Source organism: Pseudomonas sp. KH_040 (assembly GCF_057839305.1).
The window spans coordinates 3,891,435-3,909,814 of sequence record NZ_CM174487.1; the positions used below are offsets into that span (position 1 = coordinate 3,891,435).

An 18,380-nucleotide genomic window follows, 5' to 3' on the forward strand; every position below is an offset into this window, starting at 1 on the left:
ATCAGATCCCCAGCTTGGTTTTCATACATTTTGAATACGATGATGCATGCCCACCCTGTTTTCTTGAGCAGACGGGGCAGTGTGACTGCACAGCCAACAACGAGGACTGATGCGTCGCATCGTTAGTGCCCGTTCGATAATACTCCACCACCAAAGCATCTTTGTGATCAGCAACCATTTTAGGCGCCACGGTTCCACACACCACACAAGGTAGGCCCTGTACCGAGGCGGTTTGCGCCGTAGTAGGCCCGCACGCCGAACTTCGGGCGTAAGGCTTTGTAATGCCAGGTTTTGGATCAAATTGACTCTTGTCGGGAATACCCAGATTGTTCATCGGAACGGTTTTCCCCGTACCGTCTGGGGTATTCGTCAAGCCTAGAGGGTCAATCCAGCCTGTGGGGTTAGGCGCGTAAGCGTAGGTGTTCAAACCACCTGCATAACCCACCGGGTCCTTGCTTATGAATCGACCGACACCAGGGTCATAGTAGCGATGGCGGTTGTAATGCAGGCCGGTCTCTACATCGTGGTACTGCCCCTGGAAACGTATCGGGTTGGCCAACCCCAACTGCTGTGCTCGAGCGGAACGTTGCTCACGAACCTCTCCCCATGCCTTGTAGTGAGCACTCCAGGCAATCTCACCGTTCTCATCAGTGAGTTCTAATGGTGTCCCCAGACGATCGCACTGGTACCAGGCAATCGCATCGAAACTTTGTACAGTCGGTTGGTGATTCCACAAGGGATCGTCGTCGAGCGTGTAGTCGCCAACATAATCGGGCAGTCCTGAAAGTTGTATCGAGCCGTAGGAAACAGCCTGGGCCACCGGAATGTAAGTGCCTGGCTCAAAAACGTAATGAACCGTTCTCCCCGTTCCGTCATCTGCTTGAGCAGGACTGCTTTCCCACGCCAGGTTATCTCCGTCCCAGCCAAATAACGTGAAACCGCAGCCTAATTCTCTTTGTTTACGAGCATGTTCGTTGTGATTCCACTGAGACCCTGCCTCTGGACGCTCCTTGTAGTGAGCATTGGAGTTTTTGTACAGGCGACGGCCCAACGCGTCATAAGCGAAATCGACACTCAAACGTGCATCGTCGAAATTCACCATTCGATCAAACAGATCCCAGCGCATACGGCTGTAACTTCCGTTGTGCCATCGCTGGATAAGATTGCCACGCTCGTCGTACTCATAGTGAGTACCGGCGTATTCACGCAGGAGGTTATCGAGCAACTTACTGCGCGGCGTGTCCTGATCAAGCGGTCGTCGAACCTGCGTAACCGCGTCATCCAACAGATTGCTGGCCGGATCGAATGCAAATGTTTCGGTGCCCAGTCGGCTGACGGCACTGATAAGACGGCCAACCGGGTCGTAGCGGTACGCCAATGGGCCCCGTCGAGTGTCGTTAATCTCGGTCAACTGGCCCACTGCATCGTACTTATACTCGCGCTTGAGTAGAGTCGATTTGTCGTCAGAGTGCCCCAGCAGTTGCTCCTGAAGCCGCCCAGCCGGGTCCCACTTCTGGGTTTGTAGTAGACGATTACCTTGATGGCGTGCCACTTCACGGTGCAGATCGTCGCGCTCGTATGCAATCAGATCATGATCGTCCAGTCGTAACCCCAGAAGGTGGCCACTTCCGTAGGTCAACCAGCTCACCTTGTGCCCGTCTGGGCGAACCGTCGCTATACGTAGATTGAGAACGTCATATTCATGTTTCCAGACAGCGACAAGAGGCTTGTCGAGATCCAGATAGTGCTGGTGTTCACGAATAAGATTGCCGGCAGGATCATGAAACCAGTTCAGGCGACTGTTGCCGTTGCTGGCCATGACCAGACGACCATTTCCGTCATAGGCATACGCTTCACTTTGAGACTCACCGCCCAGATTTGCATGACGATCAGTCAGGCGCCCCATGTAGTCGAAGTTGAACTTGATGACACGCTGGCCATTGAACTTGCTATCCAGGCGCCCGGTTTCAGGATTGTATTGATAGCGAGTCGTGCGTCCGTCGAACCCCCTCTCCTCCAACAAGCGGCCAAGCGGATCGTAGTGAAAGTGGGCGCGTTGTTCGTTCTCGTTCTCCAAGGCAACCAGGCGACCCAAACGGTCCCAGCTGTAACGCAGGCTCTGCTCGGCGGCATCTACACGCTCACTGACGAACCCGGCCGCGGTATAACTCCAAGTCGTGCATTGCCCCAATGCATCAACGTGCGCCAGCAGTCGCCCCTCTGCGTCCCGCTCAAAACGCTCTTCTGTTTTGTCAGGATGTTTGATCAGCACCAGTTGACCATTTCTGTATTCGTATTCGGTGCTTTGCCCGGCGGCGTCAGTGAAGCAGATCATCTGGCCACGCGCGTCGTACTCCCATGCGCTGGCCTTGCCAGAACAGTCAACGTACTTGGTCAGTTGACCGGCCTCGTTGTATTCGATCGCTTTTTCATTGCCGTTGGCATCTTTGATGGCAATTGGCAGTCCGGCCTTGTTATAGGCGTACTCCGTCTTGTTGCCTAAAGGATCTATCGCCTCAACAAGGTTACCGCGGTCGTCATACCCTCTCTGCCACTGACCACCTTCTGCGTCACTGATTTTGATCAGTTGATCATGGTCGTCAAACGCGTAGTACTCGACGCTGTCATCCGGGCGGATGTGTTCAACCATGTTCCCGCGGGCGTCGTAGCTGAAGCGATCGGTACTTCCATCTGTATGAACATGACGAACCAGATTTTTGGCCTCGTCACGGAAGAACCATTCAGAGCGCTCATCCGGATGACGGATGCGATAGGTATAGCCAAGGATGTCGTAGTAATGCCAAGTCTCGTTGCCATACGCGTCCGTCACATAGGTCAAACGAATATTGTCATCCCACTCAAGACGCGTATCGAAGCTGCCATCGTCCGCCCATTCCCGAATAGCCTTTGCGTCGGCGCCACGCCCCTGCCATTCGATGTTCATGCCCCGGGCGGTTCGATCGGTATAGCGAGTGATCAAGTGATGCTCGTACTGATACGACCAGGCGGCTCCATCCTCATCCTGCGCCAGAATCAGATCGCCGAAGGTGTCGTATTGATAACTGCACAGTTGACGCTGAGGCACACCATCCTTGATCTCCCACAAACCGGTGAGGCGTCCGTGATCATCAATTAACGTGCCCAGATGCGAAAGCACTTGAGTGACTTCGTCCTGATAAGTCATCAAGTCCGACAGGATCGATTCGTCACCGTGACGATGCTCGTAATGAAGCATGATCCCGGCACCGTTACGAAGTACAACGCCAGCCAACAGGTAGCGCCGACCATGACGAACGTAGGTTTCCTTGCGCTCAAAGCCGCGGCACAACAGCAACTGATCTTCTCTGCTGCGGATCAGCGTGACGTTCTCTACAGGGTCATAGTGAAACAGTCCGACCTTGGGGAGTGGGTAGTCGTGGCTTCTGCCATCGGAGCCAAAAAAGACCAGACCCTCTTCTCGGCAATCGAAGCGTGTGCTCAGTTCGGTTACCCAGCGTGCACCCAATAAGCCTTGGTCATAGGCATCCAGTCGAGAGTTATAGGTTCTCGACCACTCGATTGGAAAGGCACCGGTCAGACTGAAGTCGGTATGACGAAGTAGCTCTGAGCCCAGCGAAAAACTAATACTGTGGCAGGTCCCGGTACAAGCGACGTTCTTGTTTGGATTGGCTGCACCTTTGGCCGGTGCTTGATGACTGGAGGCCTCTAATCGACCTTCCCCGGCCTTGCGTTGTGCCTTGCTGGTCGCATTGGGTTTGACGCTCGCGCTCTGACCATGCCCACGGCGCTTGCGCCACGTCAAAACAGCACCGCTGAGCATTTGCAATAACCAGCCGATCGAATGACGTGTACCTGGATCCCCCAACTTGCTCAGTTGGGTTTTTATCTCAGGCCCCATGGCTCGCAAGGTTCCGGTATGCGTCAAAACCATCTTCTTGGCTTGATCCGGAAGCAGATTCTTGGCTGCACTGTTGGCGACACCCTTACCTACTGCTTTGTAAGCACTGAAAGCGGCACCAAAAATGTTCCCGATGGCCGCTTTAGGATCACTGAGCAGTTGATTGCCCGCCGTGGTGATTTTCTGACTGGCCGCGCGTGCATCGCCTTTCGCGTCAAGCTTGCCGTTGACGACGGCCTCAAGCCCTTTGGCAATTTCGCTGACCGCGCTTTCGCCCAGTTTTCCAGCGTCAGCGAGTATCCCGGAAAGCTTTCCTTGGGCTTGTTTGACGAAGTCATCAATCGTGCCGACGATGGTTGCATTCAAATGACCGACCAATACTTCAATCATTGAATCGCCCAACAGCATTTTGACGCTGTTGCGCAGTTCCTGACGAACAAGAAACAGGGTCGGACGCAAGCTCATGCGCGCTGCAGCCATCGTGGGAGGCGCGGGCAAGACACCAATCAGGTTGATGCCCAGGCTCACCCAGTCGAGCAGTTCGCGCTGCTTGCTTTTGGTGAGGGTCACGATATCGCCAAGCGCATCAACCAGCGCCATGATGTTGCCGACAACAGGCAGGGCTCCAGCTACACCCTTGATACGATCCAGCGTAACCACATCGCCACTGATAGATCGCAGCCAAGCATCAAATCGAGCCGCACCGCGCCCGACATCCTGCACATCCAGAGTGTTCAACGGTACAACGGCGACCTGTGGTTCACGTTTTTGCGCACCGGCTGCTTCAGTCATGACAGTACTTCTCCAGTCAGAAGGCTTGGAGTTTTAACAACAGATTTCGAAATCGTCGGCGCTGGCAGACTCGGCAACTTACCCGCCTTGCCCGCCGCTCCCAAAATCCCGGAGGCACTCGGCATGGCCGCACTCGCCAGCTTCGGCAACCCGGCCACCCCGCCCTGCGCCAAGCCTTTCACCTGCTGCGCCGTTTGCATCGCACCTTGCGCGGTCTGCATCGCACTCATCCCTGTTTGCGCCATGTCCTTACCCTTCTCCAACATCTCCCAGCTCTTGCTCGGCAACACCTGCGCGACCATGGCTTGCACTTGGCTCGGCACGTCTTCGGCACCCGGTGGATTCAACGGCCACTCCGGTTTTCCGATGTAACTGCCATCGCTCCAGGTGTCCGCCGGATCCTTGCCGAACAGCACACGTGCCGGCCCCGGTGCAGCGCCGGCGACGCTGGCGAAACCCTTGCCGTCGAGCTTGCCCTTGATGCTTTTGCCCAGGGCATCGATGACTTCGTAATCGCCTTCCTTGATGCCCTGACGCCCGGCGTATTGGTTGAACAATTCCAGATTGCCCTTGCCCGGTTTCGGCGGTTCCGGGAACACCCCGGCGAGACTTTTCGCCCCGGTGTAGGCGAAGTTCGCCGCGTGCGCGGTGTACGGGCCGCTGGTGGCGTGGGTGATGCCGCCGGCGTTGTAGGTGGTGGCGCTGCCACCGCCCTGAATCACCAGTTCGGTTTTCGCGGTGATGGTGATGCGGTCGGCGTTGGCGGTGATGTTGAGCTTGGCCAGCAGGTTGATGCTGTCCTTCAGTGCGCGCACGTCGATGTCGCCAGAGGCGGCGACCAGCCGCCAGCCCATGCTCTGCACGAACAGGCGCATGCCGCGACTGGCACTGGCGAGCAGGCGTTTGCCGATCGACAGGCTGGTGTGGCCAGTGCTGCTCAGCGCCAGGTGTTCGCCGGTGGCGATGTGGCTGGAGTGCGGCGTGGTCAGGGCGATGCCGGCCGGGCTGGCGAGGACCAGATGCGGCTCGGTGAACTCGGGGAATTCGTTGGCGGTGAGGTTGGCGGGGCCCGAGCCGAGTACGCCTTGATGCTGGGCGTGCAGTGCCTTGGCGACGTCGTCCTGATCGCCGGCTTCCTGGGCTTGCAACTCTTTGGCTTGCACGGCGAATCCATCTTGCTGATCGCTCGCAGTCGCGAGGCGTTCAGCGGTTTCCGGCAGATCCTTGTGGTGCTTTGATTCGTTCGGCCGTGGCTCGGTGGTGATGAGCAGACCGGCCGCCGCACGCACCGCACCGTGGCGGTCGGTTCTCAACTCAAACCCTTCGCCACGCGGCTGACCACCGCTTGGGCGTGGATGCGTCAGGTAACCGAGGTTGATCGCACTCGCGCCGTGATCACTGCGCAGCGCGATGCTGATCTCGCTGGTGGTGTCGTCGATGCGCAGTTCGTTGGCGCGGCTGCCCTTGTATTCCTTGCTCTTGACCGTGGCCAGGGTCTTGAAGTCCGGCAGCTTGTACGGCGGCAGATTGGCGCCGTGGTACAGGCAACCAGTGATCAGCGGCTGATCGGGATCGCCTTCCAGGAAGGTGATCAACACCTCCATGCCGACCCGCGGAATGTTGATCGATCCAAAGGTTTCCGCTGCCCAGCTCGACGCGACGCGCATCCAGCAACTGGTCATGTCGTCGTGCTTGCCTTCGCGGTCCCAGAAGAACTGCACCTTCACCCGGCCGTATTGGTCGCAGTAGATCTCTTCGCCTTCAGGGCCGCAGACCACGGCGCTTTGTGTGCCGAGGACTTTTGGTTTCGGGTGATCGAGCGGCGGACGGTACGGCACATCCCACGGGATGGCGCTGAAGCGGTTGCGGTAGCCCTGGTGGAAGTCGTCCTTGTTGTCGGTGGTGTCGCTGGTCACCGACTCTTCCAGCACCTGCGGTTGTTTGCCTTCGTGGAAGATTTCGGTGAGCAGCCAAAGATCGTTCCACGTCGGGTTGGCGTGCTCGGTCAGGGCGAGGAAATGCCCGCTGACGAGGATCGGCTGATCGCTGTTGCCCTCGGCCAGACGGTAGTCGCTGCGATGGCGTTCCAAGGCGCGATTGGCCAGGTGTTTACCACGCTCGCGATCAACGAAACGGCCCGGGTAATCGTAGTCCTCAAGGTCCGGCTGGGCGCTGCTTTTGGCGTCGCTTTCAAGCTCGATCTTCGGTTTGACGAAGTCGTAATCGCGGCGCGTGGTGCGACTGGTGCGGGTGGCCAGACGCAAGCCGAAACGCTTGACCACCGGTTTGTCGGCGACCAGCCCGGAATCCTGCTGATAGGCCACTGGCGCCAGTTTCGGGAACACCGTCTGGTCATCGCCGAAGGTCAGCTTGTGGCCGCTCGACGTGTGCTGGAAGTGGTAGTGAATCCCCTCCTCTTCGCACAGGCGCTGGACGAAATCCAGGTCCGATTCGTCGTACTGCACGCAGTAAATGCGCTCGGGATAAATCGCGCTGAGCTGGAAGTGGTAATCGCTGGCGAGGATGCCGTGTTCTTCCAGGACCTGGCTGATGATCTGCTGCACGGTCATCTGCTGGAAAATGCGCTGATTGACCCGGTGCGCGAGGTACGCCAGTTGCGGGCGCAGGGAGATCTTGTAACGAGTCAGGCGCTTGCCCGCCTCGCCCTGGGCAATGCTGTAGACCAGCCCGTGGATCCCCGTGCCGGTTGGCGACAGCTGAAGAAACGCCAGTTTGTGCAGCACGCTTTCGAGGTTGATCGAGGCCTTTTCGCTGACCAGTTCCAGCTCGAATTCGAATGGCGTGTTAAGGGCCTCGCGACCGGTGAACGACAGCACTTGAAAGTCGCTGTCGATGCCATCGACGGTCAGATTGAAATGAGGCTGGTTGGCCGGTGAGAACATCCCTTGTTCCTCGCGCAGTGCTGCGACGCGCAACAGCCCTCAAGGGGCTATTGGCAAAAAATTCTTTAGAAGTGAATCCGCCCCGACCAGTCATGCCGATCGAGGCGGTACAACCATCAGCCGTAATTAAACGACTGGAGCACGCCAGTCATCGGAACCCGAAGTACCGGAAACTTCGTGGGTCCAGGTGATTTTGCGGTAGGTGAACTGCACTTCTTCCAGGTGGGTGAAATGCGCGTTGCCTGGATCCTGGCAGTTGTGCATTTTGTTGTTGATGGCGACGATGATCGCGTCTTCCAGTTTGGTGGTGTAGTAGTGCTCTTGGGTGCCTTGCGCCGAAGTGCGGTACCACTGGATAACGATTTCGCTCATGCGCTCGCCGGAGGTCAGCGCCGCTTGCAGCAGAGGCGAAGCCTTGTCGTAGACCTTGGTGATGACCACTGGCTTGTGCACGCGCTGACCGGTTGGCTGACCGGATTGCGGGTCACGCGGGATGATCACGTCGTGGGTGAAAGCCTGAACCATGACCTGGTCTTCGTGGCCTTCCTGAAAGGTGTTGCCAACGGAGTCGGCGGTGAATGCACCGGCGGTGATCAGACCTTGTTTTTCGCCAGTGACGGACATGTACGCTGGTGTTGCCATGGGGATGCTCTCCTTGCTCGAAACACACAACCGACAGGCACCATTGCCTGTCCGGGTAGGCCTGAGCTATCAAACTTCATGCCAGCCATCACAAAGCCATTATTCTTCAACGCCTTAAGCAAACAGCCCGCACGCCGACCTTTGAATAAACGAGATTAAACAAATAAAAGTGCGCAACTTTTTGCGCAGTACTGTGCAAGAAGTTGCGCACTTGGCTGAAAGCCACGGTACATAAGGTCTGTACAGACTTTTCCGGATGAAAACAGGCCAGGTACTGCGCAACTTCTTGCGCACTTCTCCGCAAGCGGCCATTTGATACACCACATCACAAATGATGTACCTCGAAGCCTATTTATCAATCTTGCGTGGCTTCTTAAAGTTCACTCCAACAGCGGCCCATCATCCTGACGGGCTGGCCAGTGGAGCGATCCCCATGCCTTTCATCAGCGTACGCATCACCCGTGACGGCGTGACCCGGGAACAGAAAGCCCAGGTCATCAAGGAGATCACCGAAACGATGCAGCGGGTGCTGCACAAGGACCCGAAGCTCACCCACATCGTGATCGAGGAAGTCGACACCGATAACTGGGGTTATGCCGGTATCACCACCACCGAATATCGCCAACAGTTGGCGGACTCGCAGTCATGAGCCGGGCCGTGAAAATCGATTTCGTCTCGGATGTCGTTTGCCCCTGGTGCGCATTGGGCGCCACCGCTCTGGAGCAAGCGATCGAGAATCTGGCGGGCGAAATCGATGTGGAACTGACCTACAAACCGTTCGAACTGAACCCCGACATGCCCGCCGAAGGTGAACACGCCATCGAGCACATGATGCGCAAATACGGGCGCAGCGCTGAGCAAGTGGCGGATCGCAACGCGATGATCATCGAACGCGGCGAGCAGATCGGTTTTCACTTCGACCTGGAAAAACGCAGCCATTTTTACAACACCTTCGATGCCCACCGACTGCTGTACTGGGCTGCCACGCAGGGACATCAGCGCAAGTTGAAACAAGCCTTGCTCAAGGCCTACTTCACTGATGGCATGAACCCGAATGACCACACCACGCTGGTGAATCTGGCAGGCGCAGTCGGACTCGACAGCCAGCGTGCGCAAGAGGTTCTGGCCAACGCTGAGTTCAGCCAGGTCGTGCGCGAACTTGAACAGTTTTACCAGCAACGCGGCATCGATTCGGTTCCGGCCATGGTCCTTGATGACAAGCAGGTCATCCCCGGTTCCCAGTCCGTCGCTTATTACGAGCAAGCGTTACGTCAGGCAGCACAGGTTGCGGCTCACGCCTGACCTCCGAAATCCGTTTATTCAAATCATCCAGATTGCATGAGGAAATATCATGAACACGTCCAAGAAAGTTGTAGTGATCACAGGCGCCTCGCAAGGCATTGGCGCAGGCCTGGTCAAGGGTTTCCGTGAGCGCGGCTATCAGGTGGTCGCGACCTCCCGTTCGATCAAACCGTCCACTGACGCGGATGTTCTCGCCGTCGCCGGTGACATCGCCGACCCGCAGACTGCCGAGCGCGTGATTCGCGAAGCTGTCGCACGTTTCGGGCGCATCGACACGCTGGTCAATAACGCCGGGATATTCGTCGCCAAGCCTTTCACCGAATACAGCAAGGAAGACTACGCACAAGTGGTGGCGACCAACATGAGCGGCTTCTTCCACATCTCGCAACTGGCCATTGCCGAAATGGAGAAAAACGCCAGCGGCCACATCGTCAGTGTCACCACCAGTCTGGTCGACCACGCGATTGACGGCGTGCCGTCGGTGCTCGCTTCGTTGACCAAGGGTGGCATCAATGCCGCGACCAAGTCGCTGGCCATCGAGTACGCGAAGCGTGGTATTCGGGTCAACGCGGTATCGCCGGGCATCATCAAAACACCGATGCACGGTGAAGAGACTCACGCCGCCCTCGGCAGCCTGCACCCGGTCGGCCATATGGGTGAGATCGATGACATCGTGCAAGCGATCCTTTATCTGGACAGTGCGAACTTCGTCACCGGCGAAATCCTCCATGTCGACGGTGGTCAGAGCGCTGGCCATTGATACCTCCCCGCAGCACCGCCGGTGTGTACCGGCGGTGCCGCTTCATGAGATAAGCCTGAGAATGAACCGTCAGTTGATCCTCGGTGTACTCACATGAAGCGCCACTTTGATGACTTGCAATTGGGCAGTATCGAACTCTTCTGCCTCGCCGCTGAAGCCGGCAGTTTCACCGCCGCCGCGCAACTCGCGGGGGTGACACCCGCAGCGGTGAGCCGGTCGATTTTGCGTCTGGAACAGCGCTTGGGTTCGCGCCTGTTTGCCCGAACCACACGCAGCATTCGCTTGACCGAAGCGGGCAGAAACTTTTTCGTCCAGTGCAGCCAGGCGCTGACGCAACTGGTCGAAGCGCAACAAGAAGTCATGGGCGCACAGACCTCACCGTCCGGTCAGTTGCGCATCAGTCTTCCCACCACTTACGGGCATCACCGCATCCTGCCGCTGCTTCCCAAATTCCGTGCGCTCTATCCCGACGTGACTGTCGACATCCACTTGGGCAACCGCAATATCGACTTCGTCGGCGAAGGCTACGATCTGGCGATCCGCGTCCGCGCGCAACCGGATTCGACCATGGTCGCGCGACTGCTGGAGGACGCAAAACTGGTGGTGGTCGCCTCCCCTGACTACCTGAAAAAGGCTGGCACACCGAAGACCCTGGAAGACCTGGTGCAACACGAATGCATTCAGTTCGAACTGCCGAGCAGCGGACGGCGGATCTCCTGGCTGTTCCAGGAAAATGGCCACGATCGCGAAGTGATTTCCGACGGCGGTTACTCCTGCTCCGATGACGTGCTCGGCGGTGTCACCCTGGCCAGACATGGTGCCGGGGTCTTCCAGACGTACAAGTTCATTGTCGAAAAGGAGCTGGCGGACGGCAGCTTGGTCGAGGTACTTAAGCCGTACGCCGGGCGCTCGCGACCTTACACCTTGCTCTACCCGCACGGGCGGTATGTGCCGCAACGGGTCAGGGCGTTTGTCGACTTTCTGTTGCAGTTTCGTGATGAGTGGGCGGTTGACGCTGATTGAATCGGCGCAACACAAAAGCCTGCTTTTCATGGCAGGCTTTTGTGTGGTCGCGCAGGCTTACTTCTGCTGTGCGGTCAGCGCCGAGTAGCTGTTCATCAGGTTGCGGTAGTTCGGGATCCGCTGCGACAGCAGATTACCCAAGCCTTCAATGTCGTTGCGCCAGTCGCGGTGCAACTCACACGCCACCGAGAACCAGTTCATCATCTGCGCACCAGCCTGAGTCATGCGACTCCACGCGGCTTGTTGCACGGTGGTGTTGAAGGTGCCGGACGCATCGGTCACCACAAACACCTCAAACCCTTCCGCCAGCGCCGACAAGGTCGGGAACGTTACGCAGACATCCGTGACCACACCAGCAATGATGATTTGCTTGCGACCGGTAGCTTTGATCGCCTTCACAAAATCTTCGTTGTCCCACGCGTTGATCTGACCAGGACGAGCGATGTACGGCGCATCCGGGAACATCTCTTTCAACTCAGGCACCAACGGGCCGTTCGGGCCTTGTTCGAAACTGGTGGTGAGGATGGTTGGCAGTTCGAAGAACTTGGCCAGATCGGCCAGGGCCAGCACGTTGTTTTTGAACTCGTTCGGCGAGAAGTCCTGCACCAGAGAAATCAGGCCGGTCTGGTGATCAACCAGCAGCACGATGGCGTCGTCTTTGTTGAGGCGGTTGTAGGTTGGAGTGGTCATGGTCTGCTTCCCTTTTGAGTTTTTGAATTTGTTGTTGCGTTCAAGTTGGGTACAGATTACTGACGCACAGGGACGGGATAAATCGGCTGAAAAGCGTTTCACCGTCAACTCAAAAGGGACAATTTTCCGGCTGCCGGTGAGTCTGAAAAACTGACACCACTGACAAACCTGCGCGGAGCAGTCACGAGGTCATTTATCAGCTGCAGGTCCCCGCGCCGTGCTGTCACGCCGCGTCAACGCGAACGGCAATACCACATGCCGTTGCGGCAACGGCTGTTTCTCGATCAGCGCAATCAGCATTTCCACGGCTTTCTCGCCGAACATTTCGGCGGGCTGGGCAATGGTCGTCAGCGGTGGATCGCAGTACGCGGCCATTGGAATATCGTCGAATCCGGCGAGAGAAATATCCTCCGGCACACGCAGCCCCTGCTCTTTGATTCGCTTGAGCGCGCCGATGGCCATTTCGTCATTTTCACAAAACAGCGCGCTCGGTCGGCTGTCGAGCGCGAGTAGTTTGCCGGCACCCGAATAGCCCGCGTCGAGCGTGAAATCGCCGTGACAGATAAGCGTGTGATCGAGCGCGAGACCGGCATCGCGCAGGGCCGCTTCATACCCCGCCAGACGATCACGCGTGAGCGGGCTGCCTTTGGGTCCTTTGATCAGTCCGATGCGCTGATGCCCCATCGCGATCAGGTACTCGGTCATGGCTTTGGCCGCCGCAACGTTATCCAGACTGATCGTTGGATGCCGTCCGTGCCGGATGACTTCGCAGGCATTGACGATCGGGGTCAGCACTGGCTCGGCGGCGGATTCATCGAATGGATCAAAGGCACGCAACTGAATGACGCCATCGGCTTGATGGGCGTACACCAGATGGGCGAACTGTCGCTCAAGCGATTCCTGGCCCTGGGTGTCGCACAACAGCAACCGGTATCCGGCGGCCTGCGCGGCTTTTTGTGCGCCGCTGATCACTCTGGCGAAAAAGGTGTTGGCAATGGTCGGGACCAGAATCACCAGGTTTCCCGTTCTGCGCGAGCGAAACTGTACCGCCATCAAATTCGGTCGATAGCCGGTTTGCTGGACGGCGGCCATGACCCGTTCGCGGGTATCGGGCAGCACCCGCTCGGGGGACTTCAATGTTCTCGACACCGTTGCCACCGAGACACCCGCCAGCCGTGCCACTTCGCGGATATTGGACAAGACTGCCTCGCTCTTTCAATCAAATCGGCCGTCGAGCTTACCGCACAGCGTCACGGGCCGAAACGTTGGCATTCGTCAGACACGGTTTGACACTCGCTGATTTCAGGCCTAGATTTCGCCGACGATGTAACCGGTTACATCATCAAAGTTCCGCATGTATCCACTGAGACAATTGCCATGATTGCTGCAGGTCGCAAAATAAGAATGGGCTTCGTCGGCGGCGGTGAAGGCGCCTTCATCGCCCAGGCACACCGGCAAGCCGCCGGCCTCGATGGACGCTTCGAACTGGTCTGCGGTGCGTTCAGCCGCGACGCACACAACAATCAACGCAGTGGTGCGGCGCTCGGGCTGCCTGCGCAACGCTGCTATGACGCCTGGCAAGACATGCTGGCCGCCGAACACGCACTGCCGGCCGATCAGCGCATGGAACTGCTGGTGATCGTCACGCCCAATCACCTGCACGCCCCTATCGCCAGTGCAGCACTGAGTGCGGGTTTCCATGTGTTCAGTGAAAAGCCTGCAGCGCTCAATCTGGCGCAAGTCCAGGACTTGGCCCGCGTGGTCAACAACAGCCAGCGGATCTACGCCTTGGCACATACCTACCTGGGGTATGCGATGGTCTGGCAGGCACGCGAGATGGTCGCCAACGGTGAAATCGGGCGCCTGCGCAAAGTCCTCGTCGAATACCCGCAAGGCTGGCTCAGCAGCGATGTGGCTGGCCAAGGCAACAAACAGGCGGGCTGGCGCGACAATCCTGAACAGTCCGGTATTGGTGGCTGCATCGGTGACATCGGCACGCACGCGTTTTCCCTCGCGGAGTTTGTCGCCGGTCAATCCATCCAGTTCATCAGCGCGATGCTCGGCTCACATTTGAGCAGTCGCCAACTGGATGACGACGCCTCGATGCTGTTCAAAATGGCCGACGGCGCCAGCGGTGTATTGATCGCCAGCCAAGTGTGCGCGGGCGAAGAGAATCCGCTGAAGATTCGCCTGTATGGCGACAAGGGCGGGCTGGAATGGCGTCAGGAAGAGCCGGCCAGTCTGATCCATCGACCCTTGAATGAACCGATGCGCGTGCTGCGCTCGGGCCTTGGTCAACCTTGGCTGTGCGCAAACGCCACGCGGCGCATGCGCTTGCCCGCCGGACACCCGGAAGGCTACCTCGAGGCGATGGCCAATCTCTATGGCGACCTCGCGCAAGCCATTTTCCAAGGTGCGAGCGGCCCTGACGCACCCGGCGTTCCAGGCATTGCCACCGGGCTGCGCGGTATGGCCTTTATCGAGACTGCCATCGCCAACCATCGTGGAGAAGCCAAATGGACTCAAATACCCGACCTTGCCAATGGAGCACCCGCCAATGAGCGTTGATCAACAGCCCCCGATCGGGATGCGCGGCCCCGGCATCTTTCTCGCCCAATTCATCGCCGACGAAGCGCCTTTCGATACCTTGGCCAACATCGCGCAATGGGCCGCGTCTCAAGGCTACAAAGCCATTCAATTGCCGACCCTCGGCACGCGCTTCATCGACCTGGAACGCGCCGCCGAGAGTCAGGATTACTGCGACGAACTCATCGCCATATGCGCCAAGGCTGGCGTGGTGATCAGCGAGCTGTCGACACACCTGCAAGGCCAACTGGTCGCGGTCCATCCGGCGTTCGACGCTCTCTTTGACGACTTTGCCCCGGCTGCGCTACGTGGCCAGCCGCAAGCACGCACCGAGTGGGCGATCAACCAGTTGAAACTGGCGGCGCGCGCCAGTCAGCGCTTGGGGTTGACCGCCCACGCAACCTTTTCCGGCGCCCTGCTCTGGCCGTACGTCTACCCGTGGCCGCAACGTCCTGCCGGTCTGGTGGAACAGGGCTTTGCCGAGTTGGCGAAACGCTGGTTGCCGATCCTCGAGTGCTTCGATGAGGCCGGTGTCGACCTCTGTTACGAGATCCACCCCGGCGAGGACCTGCACGATGGCGCCTCTTTCGAGCAATTCCTCGAAGCGGTGAATCATCATCCACGCGCGGCGATTCTGTATGACCCGAGCCATCTGTTGCTGCAGCAAATGGACTACCTGGGCTTCATCGATCGCTACCACGCGCGCATCCGCATGTTCCACGTCAAGGACGCGGAGTTCCACGCCAGCGCTCGGTCCGGTGTATACGGCGGCTATCAGGGTTGGGTTGATCGTCCGGGTCGGTTTCGTTCACTGGGCGATGGCCAGATCGACTTCAAAGCGATCTTCAGCAAACTGACCCAATACGACTTCAACGGTTGGGCCGTGCTGGAGTGGGAATGCTGCCTGAAAGACGCGGCACAAGGCGCTGCCGAAGGGGCGGCCTTCATCGAGCGACACATGATCACCCGAACCCGCAAGGCATTCGACGATTTCGCCAGTGTGAGCGCTGACGAGCAATCCAACCGGCGTCTGCTGGGCCTTGGCGAACGCTGATTACCACGCTGTTACCGACATAAAAATAATACGGTGATTGAAATGAACGTAATGAATGCGCGACTCAGCGTCATGATGTTTCTGCAGTTTTTTATCTGGGGTGGCTGGTTTGTCACCCTCGGCACCTTTCTCACCACGACACTGGCAGCAAGCGGCGGCCAGGTGGGTATGGCTTTTTCCACGCAGTCGTGGGGCGCGATCATTGCGCCGTTTGTCGTTGGACTTGTTGCAGATCGATTTTTCAATGCCGAACGCATTCTGGCGGTGTTGCACCTGCTGGGCGCGGTGCTGCTCTTTCAGCTTTATCGCGCGCCTGATTTCAGTGCGTTTTATCCCTACGTACTGGCCTACATGCTGGTCTACATGCCAACGCTGGCCCTGGTAAACGCGGTAGCCTTCCGACAGATCAAAGACCCGGCCCGGGAGTTTTCCCGCATCCGCGTATGGGGCACCATTGGCTGGATCGTCGCTGGCATCGTGATCAGTTTCGGCTTTGCCTGGGACGCTCAACAGACGATTGCTGCAGGCGGTTTGCGCAACACGTTCCTGATGTCTGCCGTGGCTTCGCTGGTGTTGGGCCTCTACAGTTTCAGCCTGCCGAACACGGCGCCGCTGAAGTCGACGGGCGATTCGCCAGGCATCAAGCAGATGCTGGGTGTGGACGCATTGGGCTTGCTCAAGGATCGCAGCTATCTGGTGTTCTTTCTTGCATCCATCCTGATCTGCATTCCTCTGGCGTTCTATTACCAGAATGCCAATCCGTTTCTGGCCGAAATCGGTGTCACCAATCCCACCGCGAAGATGGCTCTGGGTCAGGTCTCCGAAGTGCTGTTCATGCTTCTGCTACCCCTGTTCATCCAGCGTTTCGGCATCAAGATTGCCTTACTGGTCGGGATGCTGGCCTGGGCCTTGCGCTATGTGTTGTTCGCCTACGGCAACAATGGTGACCAAGCGTTCATGCTGCTGATCGGTATTGCACTGCACGGCGTGTGTTATGACTTTTTCTTCGTCTGTGGGCAGATCTACACTGATGCCAAAGCGCCCGAGCGCTTCCGCAGCTCGGCTCAGGGCCTGATCACCTTGGCCACTTACGGTGTGGGCATGCTGATCGGATTCTGGGTGGCGGGTCAGATCACTGACCACTTCACCGCGCAAAACGGCCACGACTGGAGAAGTATATGGCTGTTCCCGGCAGGATTTTCGGTGGTGGTTCTGCTGTGTTTCGCACTGGCGTTCAAAGGCCGTGTCGGCGAAAAGGAGGGGATGCCGTCGACCGTCTAAAAACGCCGTTCTGATAGGTGCAGCGGCAGAAAACACAAAAAGCCTGCTTTTCAGGGCAGGCTTTCGTTTGAATCGCGTCGGCTTACTTCTGTTGAGCCGTCAGCGCTGAATAGCTGTTCATCAGGTTGCGATAGTTCGGGATCCGTTGCGACAGCAGATTGCCCAAGCCTTCAATGTCGTTGCGCCAGTCGCGGTGCAGCTCACAGGCCACCGAGAACCAGTTCATCATCTGTGCACCGGCCTGGGTCATGCGACTCCACGCCGCTTGTTGCACGGTGGTGTTGAAGGTGCCGGAAGCGTCGGTGACCACAAACACCTCAAACCCTTCTGCCAGCGCCGACAAGGTCGGGAACGCTACGCAGACATCCGTGACCACACCGGCAATGATGATCTGCTTGCGCCCGGTGGCTTTGATCGCTTTGACGAAGTCTTCGTTGTCCCAGGCGTTGATCTGACCTGGACGAGCGATGTACGGCGCGTCCGGGAACATCTCTTTCAGTTCCGGCACCAGCGGGCCGTTCGGGCCTTGTTCGAAACTGGTGGTGAGGATGGTTGGCAGGTCGAAGAACTTGGCCAGATCGGCCAGGGCCAGCACGTTGTTCTTGAATTCGTTTGGCGAGAAGTCCTGCACCAGAGAAATCAAACCGGTCTGGTGGTCGACCAGCAACACGATGGCGTCGTCTTTGTTGAGGCGGTTGTAGGTTGGAGTGGTCATGGTCTGCGTCCCTTTTGAGTTTTTGAAGTTGTTGTTGCGTTCAAGTTGGGTACAGATTACTGACGCACAGGGACGGGATAAATCGGCTGAAAAGCGTTTCACCGTCAACTCAAAAAGGACAATACCGATCAACCAGCCACTTCTGCACTGTCGGCAGATATCAGCAATGACGCGGTCATTTCAGCGTGGCATACCGCAAGTATTTCATCGGCCAGCGCTGAGTCATCCGGGCAGGCACGCGACAGAACAATCGCGCCCACCGCCCGCGCCAGCATGTCGATCATTTTCACTCGCCCCGCGTCAGGCGCCGCGTCTGGCCCTGTCGGGTACTTGTCACCGAGCGTCTGCAGCGTGCGCTCGATGCCGTCGGCAAACGCCTTTTTCACGTCGTCAGACTGGCGCGCGGCGTCGCCGCACAGCGCCGCCATGGTGCAGCCACTGCCCCGCCCGTCCCGATGATCTTTCGACACATAAGCGTCGATGAAGCCTTGAACATCGACCATTTCGGCACTGGTCAACGAGCGCGCAAGGCTGTTGGCCGAGGCTTCGGACATCAGGTCGGCCTTCGAGCCAAAGTGTTTGTAGAAACCGCCGTGGGTGAATCCGGCCGCCGCCATGAGATCCGCGACGCCGACACCGTCAAAACCTCGCTCACGAAACAACACCGAAGCGGTCTCGACGATGTGCTCGCGATTAGCCTGCGCCTGGGCTTTGGTCACTCTCACGTGCAATAC

14 protein-coding genes are annotated in these 18,380 nt (G+C 58.0%); 7 read left to right on the forward strand and 7 right to left on the reverse strand.

What is annotated here, in order from left to right; genetic code table 11:
- Position 1: 1 nt before the first annotated feature.
- The 3 genes from AC3IUF_RS17360 to AC3IUF_RS17370 form a co-directional block, all read right to left on the reverse strand.
- A complete protein-coding gene (locus AC3IUF_RS17360) occupies positions 2-4,690 on the reverse strand; it encodes an RHS repeat-associated core domain-containing protein (RefSeq protein ID WP_489278772.1) in 4,689 nt (1,562 codons plus the stop codon).
- Positions 4,687-7,593, reverse strand: a complete 2,907-nt coding sequence (locus AC3IUF_RS17365) for a type VI secretion system Vgr family protein (protein WP_489278773.1) — start codon at positions 7,591-7,593, stop codon at positions 4,687-4,689. Before AC3IUF_RS17365 ends, AC3IUF_RS17360 begins: the two co-directional genes overlap by 4 nt.
- Positions 7,594-7,719: 126 nt before the next feature.
- Entirely contained in the window at positions 7,720-8,235 is a 516-nt protein-coding gene (locus AC3IUF_RS17370) for an Hcp family type VI secretion system effector (RefSeq protein ID WP_008084998.1), read from the reverse strand.
- 433 nt (positions 8,236-8,668) lie between these two features.
- On the opposite strand from AC3IUF_RS17370, the gene AC3IUF_RS17375 reads away from it, so the two are divergent.
- The 4 genes from AC3IUF_RS17375 (at position 8,669) to AC3IUF_RS17390 (ending at position 11,320) form a co-directional block, all read left to right on the forward strand.
- Complete coding sequence (locus AC3IUF_RS17375; RefSeq protein WP_016987787.1) at positions 8,669-8,884, forward strand: tautomerase family protein; 216 nt, start codon at positions 8,669-8,671, stop codon at positions 8,882-8,884.
- A complete protein-coding gene (locus tag AC3IUF_RS17380; RefSeq protein WP_489278775.1) occupies positions 8,881-9,537 on the forward strand; it encodes a DsbA family oxidoreductase in 657 nt (218 codons plus the stop codon). Before AC3IUF_RS17375 ends, AC3IUF_RS17380 begins: the two co-directional genes overlap by 4 nt.
- Positions 9,538-9,586: 49 nt before the next feature.
- Complete coding sequence (locus tag AC3IUF_RS17385) at positions 9,587-10,297, forward strand: SDR family NAD(P)-dependent oxidoreductase (RefSeq protein WP_414915952.1); 711 nt, start codon at positions 9,587-9,589, stop codon at positions 10,295-10,297.
- A 93-nt stretch (positions 10,298-10,390) separates the two neighbouring features.
- On the forward strand, positions 10,391-11,320 hold the full coding sequence (locus AC3IUF_RS17390; protein ID WP_463543258.1) for a LysR family transcriptional regulator: 930 nt from the start codon (positions 10,391-10,393) through the stop codon (positions 11,318-11,320).
- Between the two features lie 57 nt (positions 11,321-11,377).
- On the opposite strand, the gene ycaC (AC3IUF_RS17395) is transcribed toward AC3IUF_RS17390, so the two are convergent.
- Positions 11,378-12,010 (reverse strand): isochorismate family cysteine hydrolase YcaC, encoded by a 633-nt coding sequence (gene ycaC / locus AC3IUF_RS17395; RefSeq protein WP_489278777.1) that lies wholly within the window; start codon positions 12,008-12,010, stop codon positions 11,378-11,380.
- Between the two features lie 189 nt (positions 12,011-12,199).
- On the reverse strand, positions 12,200-13,210 hold the full coding sequence (locus tag AC3IUF_RS17400) for a LacI family DNA-binding transcriptional regulator (protein WP_489278779.1): 1,011 nt from the start codon (positions 13,208-13,210) through the stop codon (positions 12,200-12,202).
- 177 nt (positions 13,211-13,387) lie between these two features.
- Between AC3IUF_RS17400 and AC3IUF_RS17405 the strand changes: the two genes are divergently transcribed.
- Genes AC3IUF_RS17405 through AC3IUF_RS17415 form a run of 3 tightly spaced genes read left to right on the forward strand, consistent with a single transcriptional unit; the run spans position 13,388 to position 16,931 of the window.
- Positions 13,388-14,578 carry a Gfo/Idh/MocA family protein gene (locus tag AC3IUF_RS17405; protein ID WP_489278781.1) on the forward strand — a complete coding sequence of 397 codons (1,191 nt, stop codon included), beginning with the start codon at positions 13,388-13,390 and terminating at the stop codon, positions 14,576-14,578.
- Positions 14,568-15,650: a sugar phosphate isomerase/epimerase family protein gene (locus AC3IUF_RS17410; protein WP_489278782.1), complete on the forward strand. Its 1,083-nt coding sequence runs from the start codon at positions 14,568-14,570 to the stop codon at positions 15,648-15,650. Before AC3IUF_RS17405 ends, AC3IUF_RS17410 begins: the two co-directional genes overlap by 11 nt.
- Before the next feature lie 42 nt (positions 15,651-15,692).
- A complete protein-coding gene (locus AC3IUF_RS17415) occupies positions 15,693-16,931 on the forward strand; it encodes a nucleoside permease (RefSeq protein WP_463543261.1) in 1,239 nt (412 codons plus the stop codon).
- Between the two features lie 82 nt (positions 16,932-17,013).
- On the opposite strand, the gene ycaC (AC3IUF_RS17420) is transcribed toward AC3IUF_RS17415, so the two are convergent.
- Both ycaC (AC3IUF_RS17420) and AC3IUF_RS17425 read right to left on the reverse strand, forming a co-directional pair.
- Complete coding sequence (gene ycaC, locus AC3IUF_RS17420) at positions 17,014-17,646, reverse strand: isochorismate family cysteine hydrolase YcaC (protein WP_150648451.1); 633 nt, start codon at positions 17,644-17,646, stop codon at positions 17,014-17,016.
- Positions 17,647-17,774: 128 nt separating this feature from the next.
- Positions 17,775-18,371 (reverse strand): TetR/AcrR family transcriptional regulator, encoded by a 597-nt coding sequence (locus AC3IUF_RS17425; RefSeq protein WP_489278785.1) that lies wholly within the window; start codon positions 18,369-18,371, stop codon positions 17,775-17,777.
- Between the last annotated feature and the right edge of the window lie 9 nt (positions 18,372-18,380).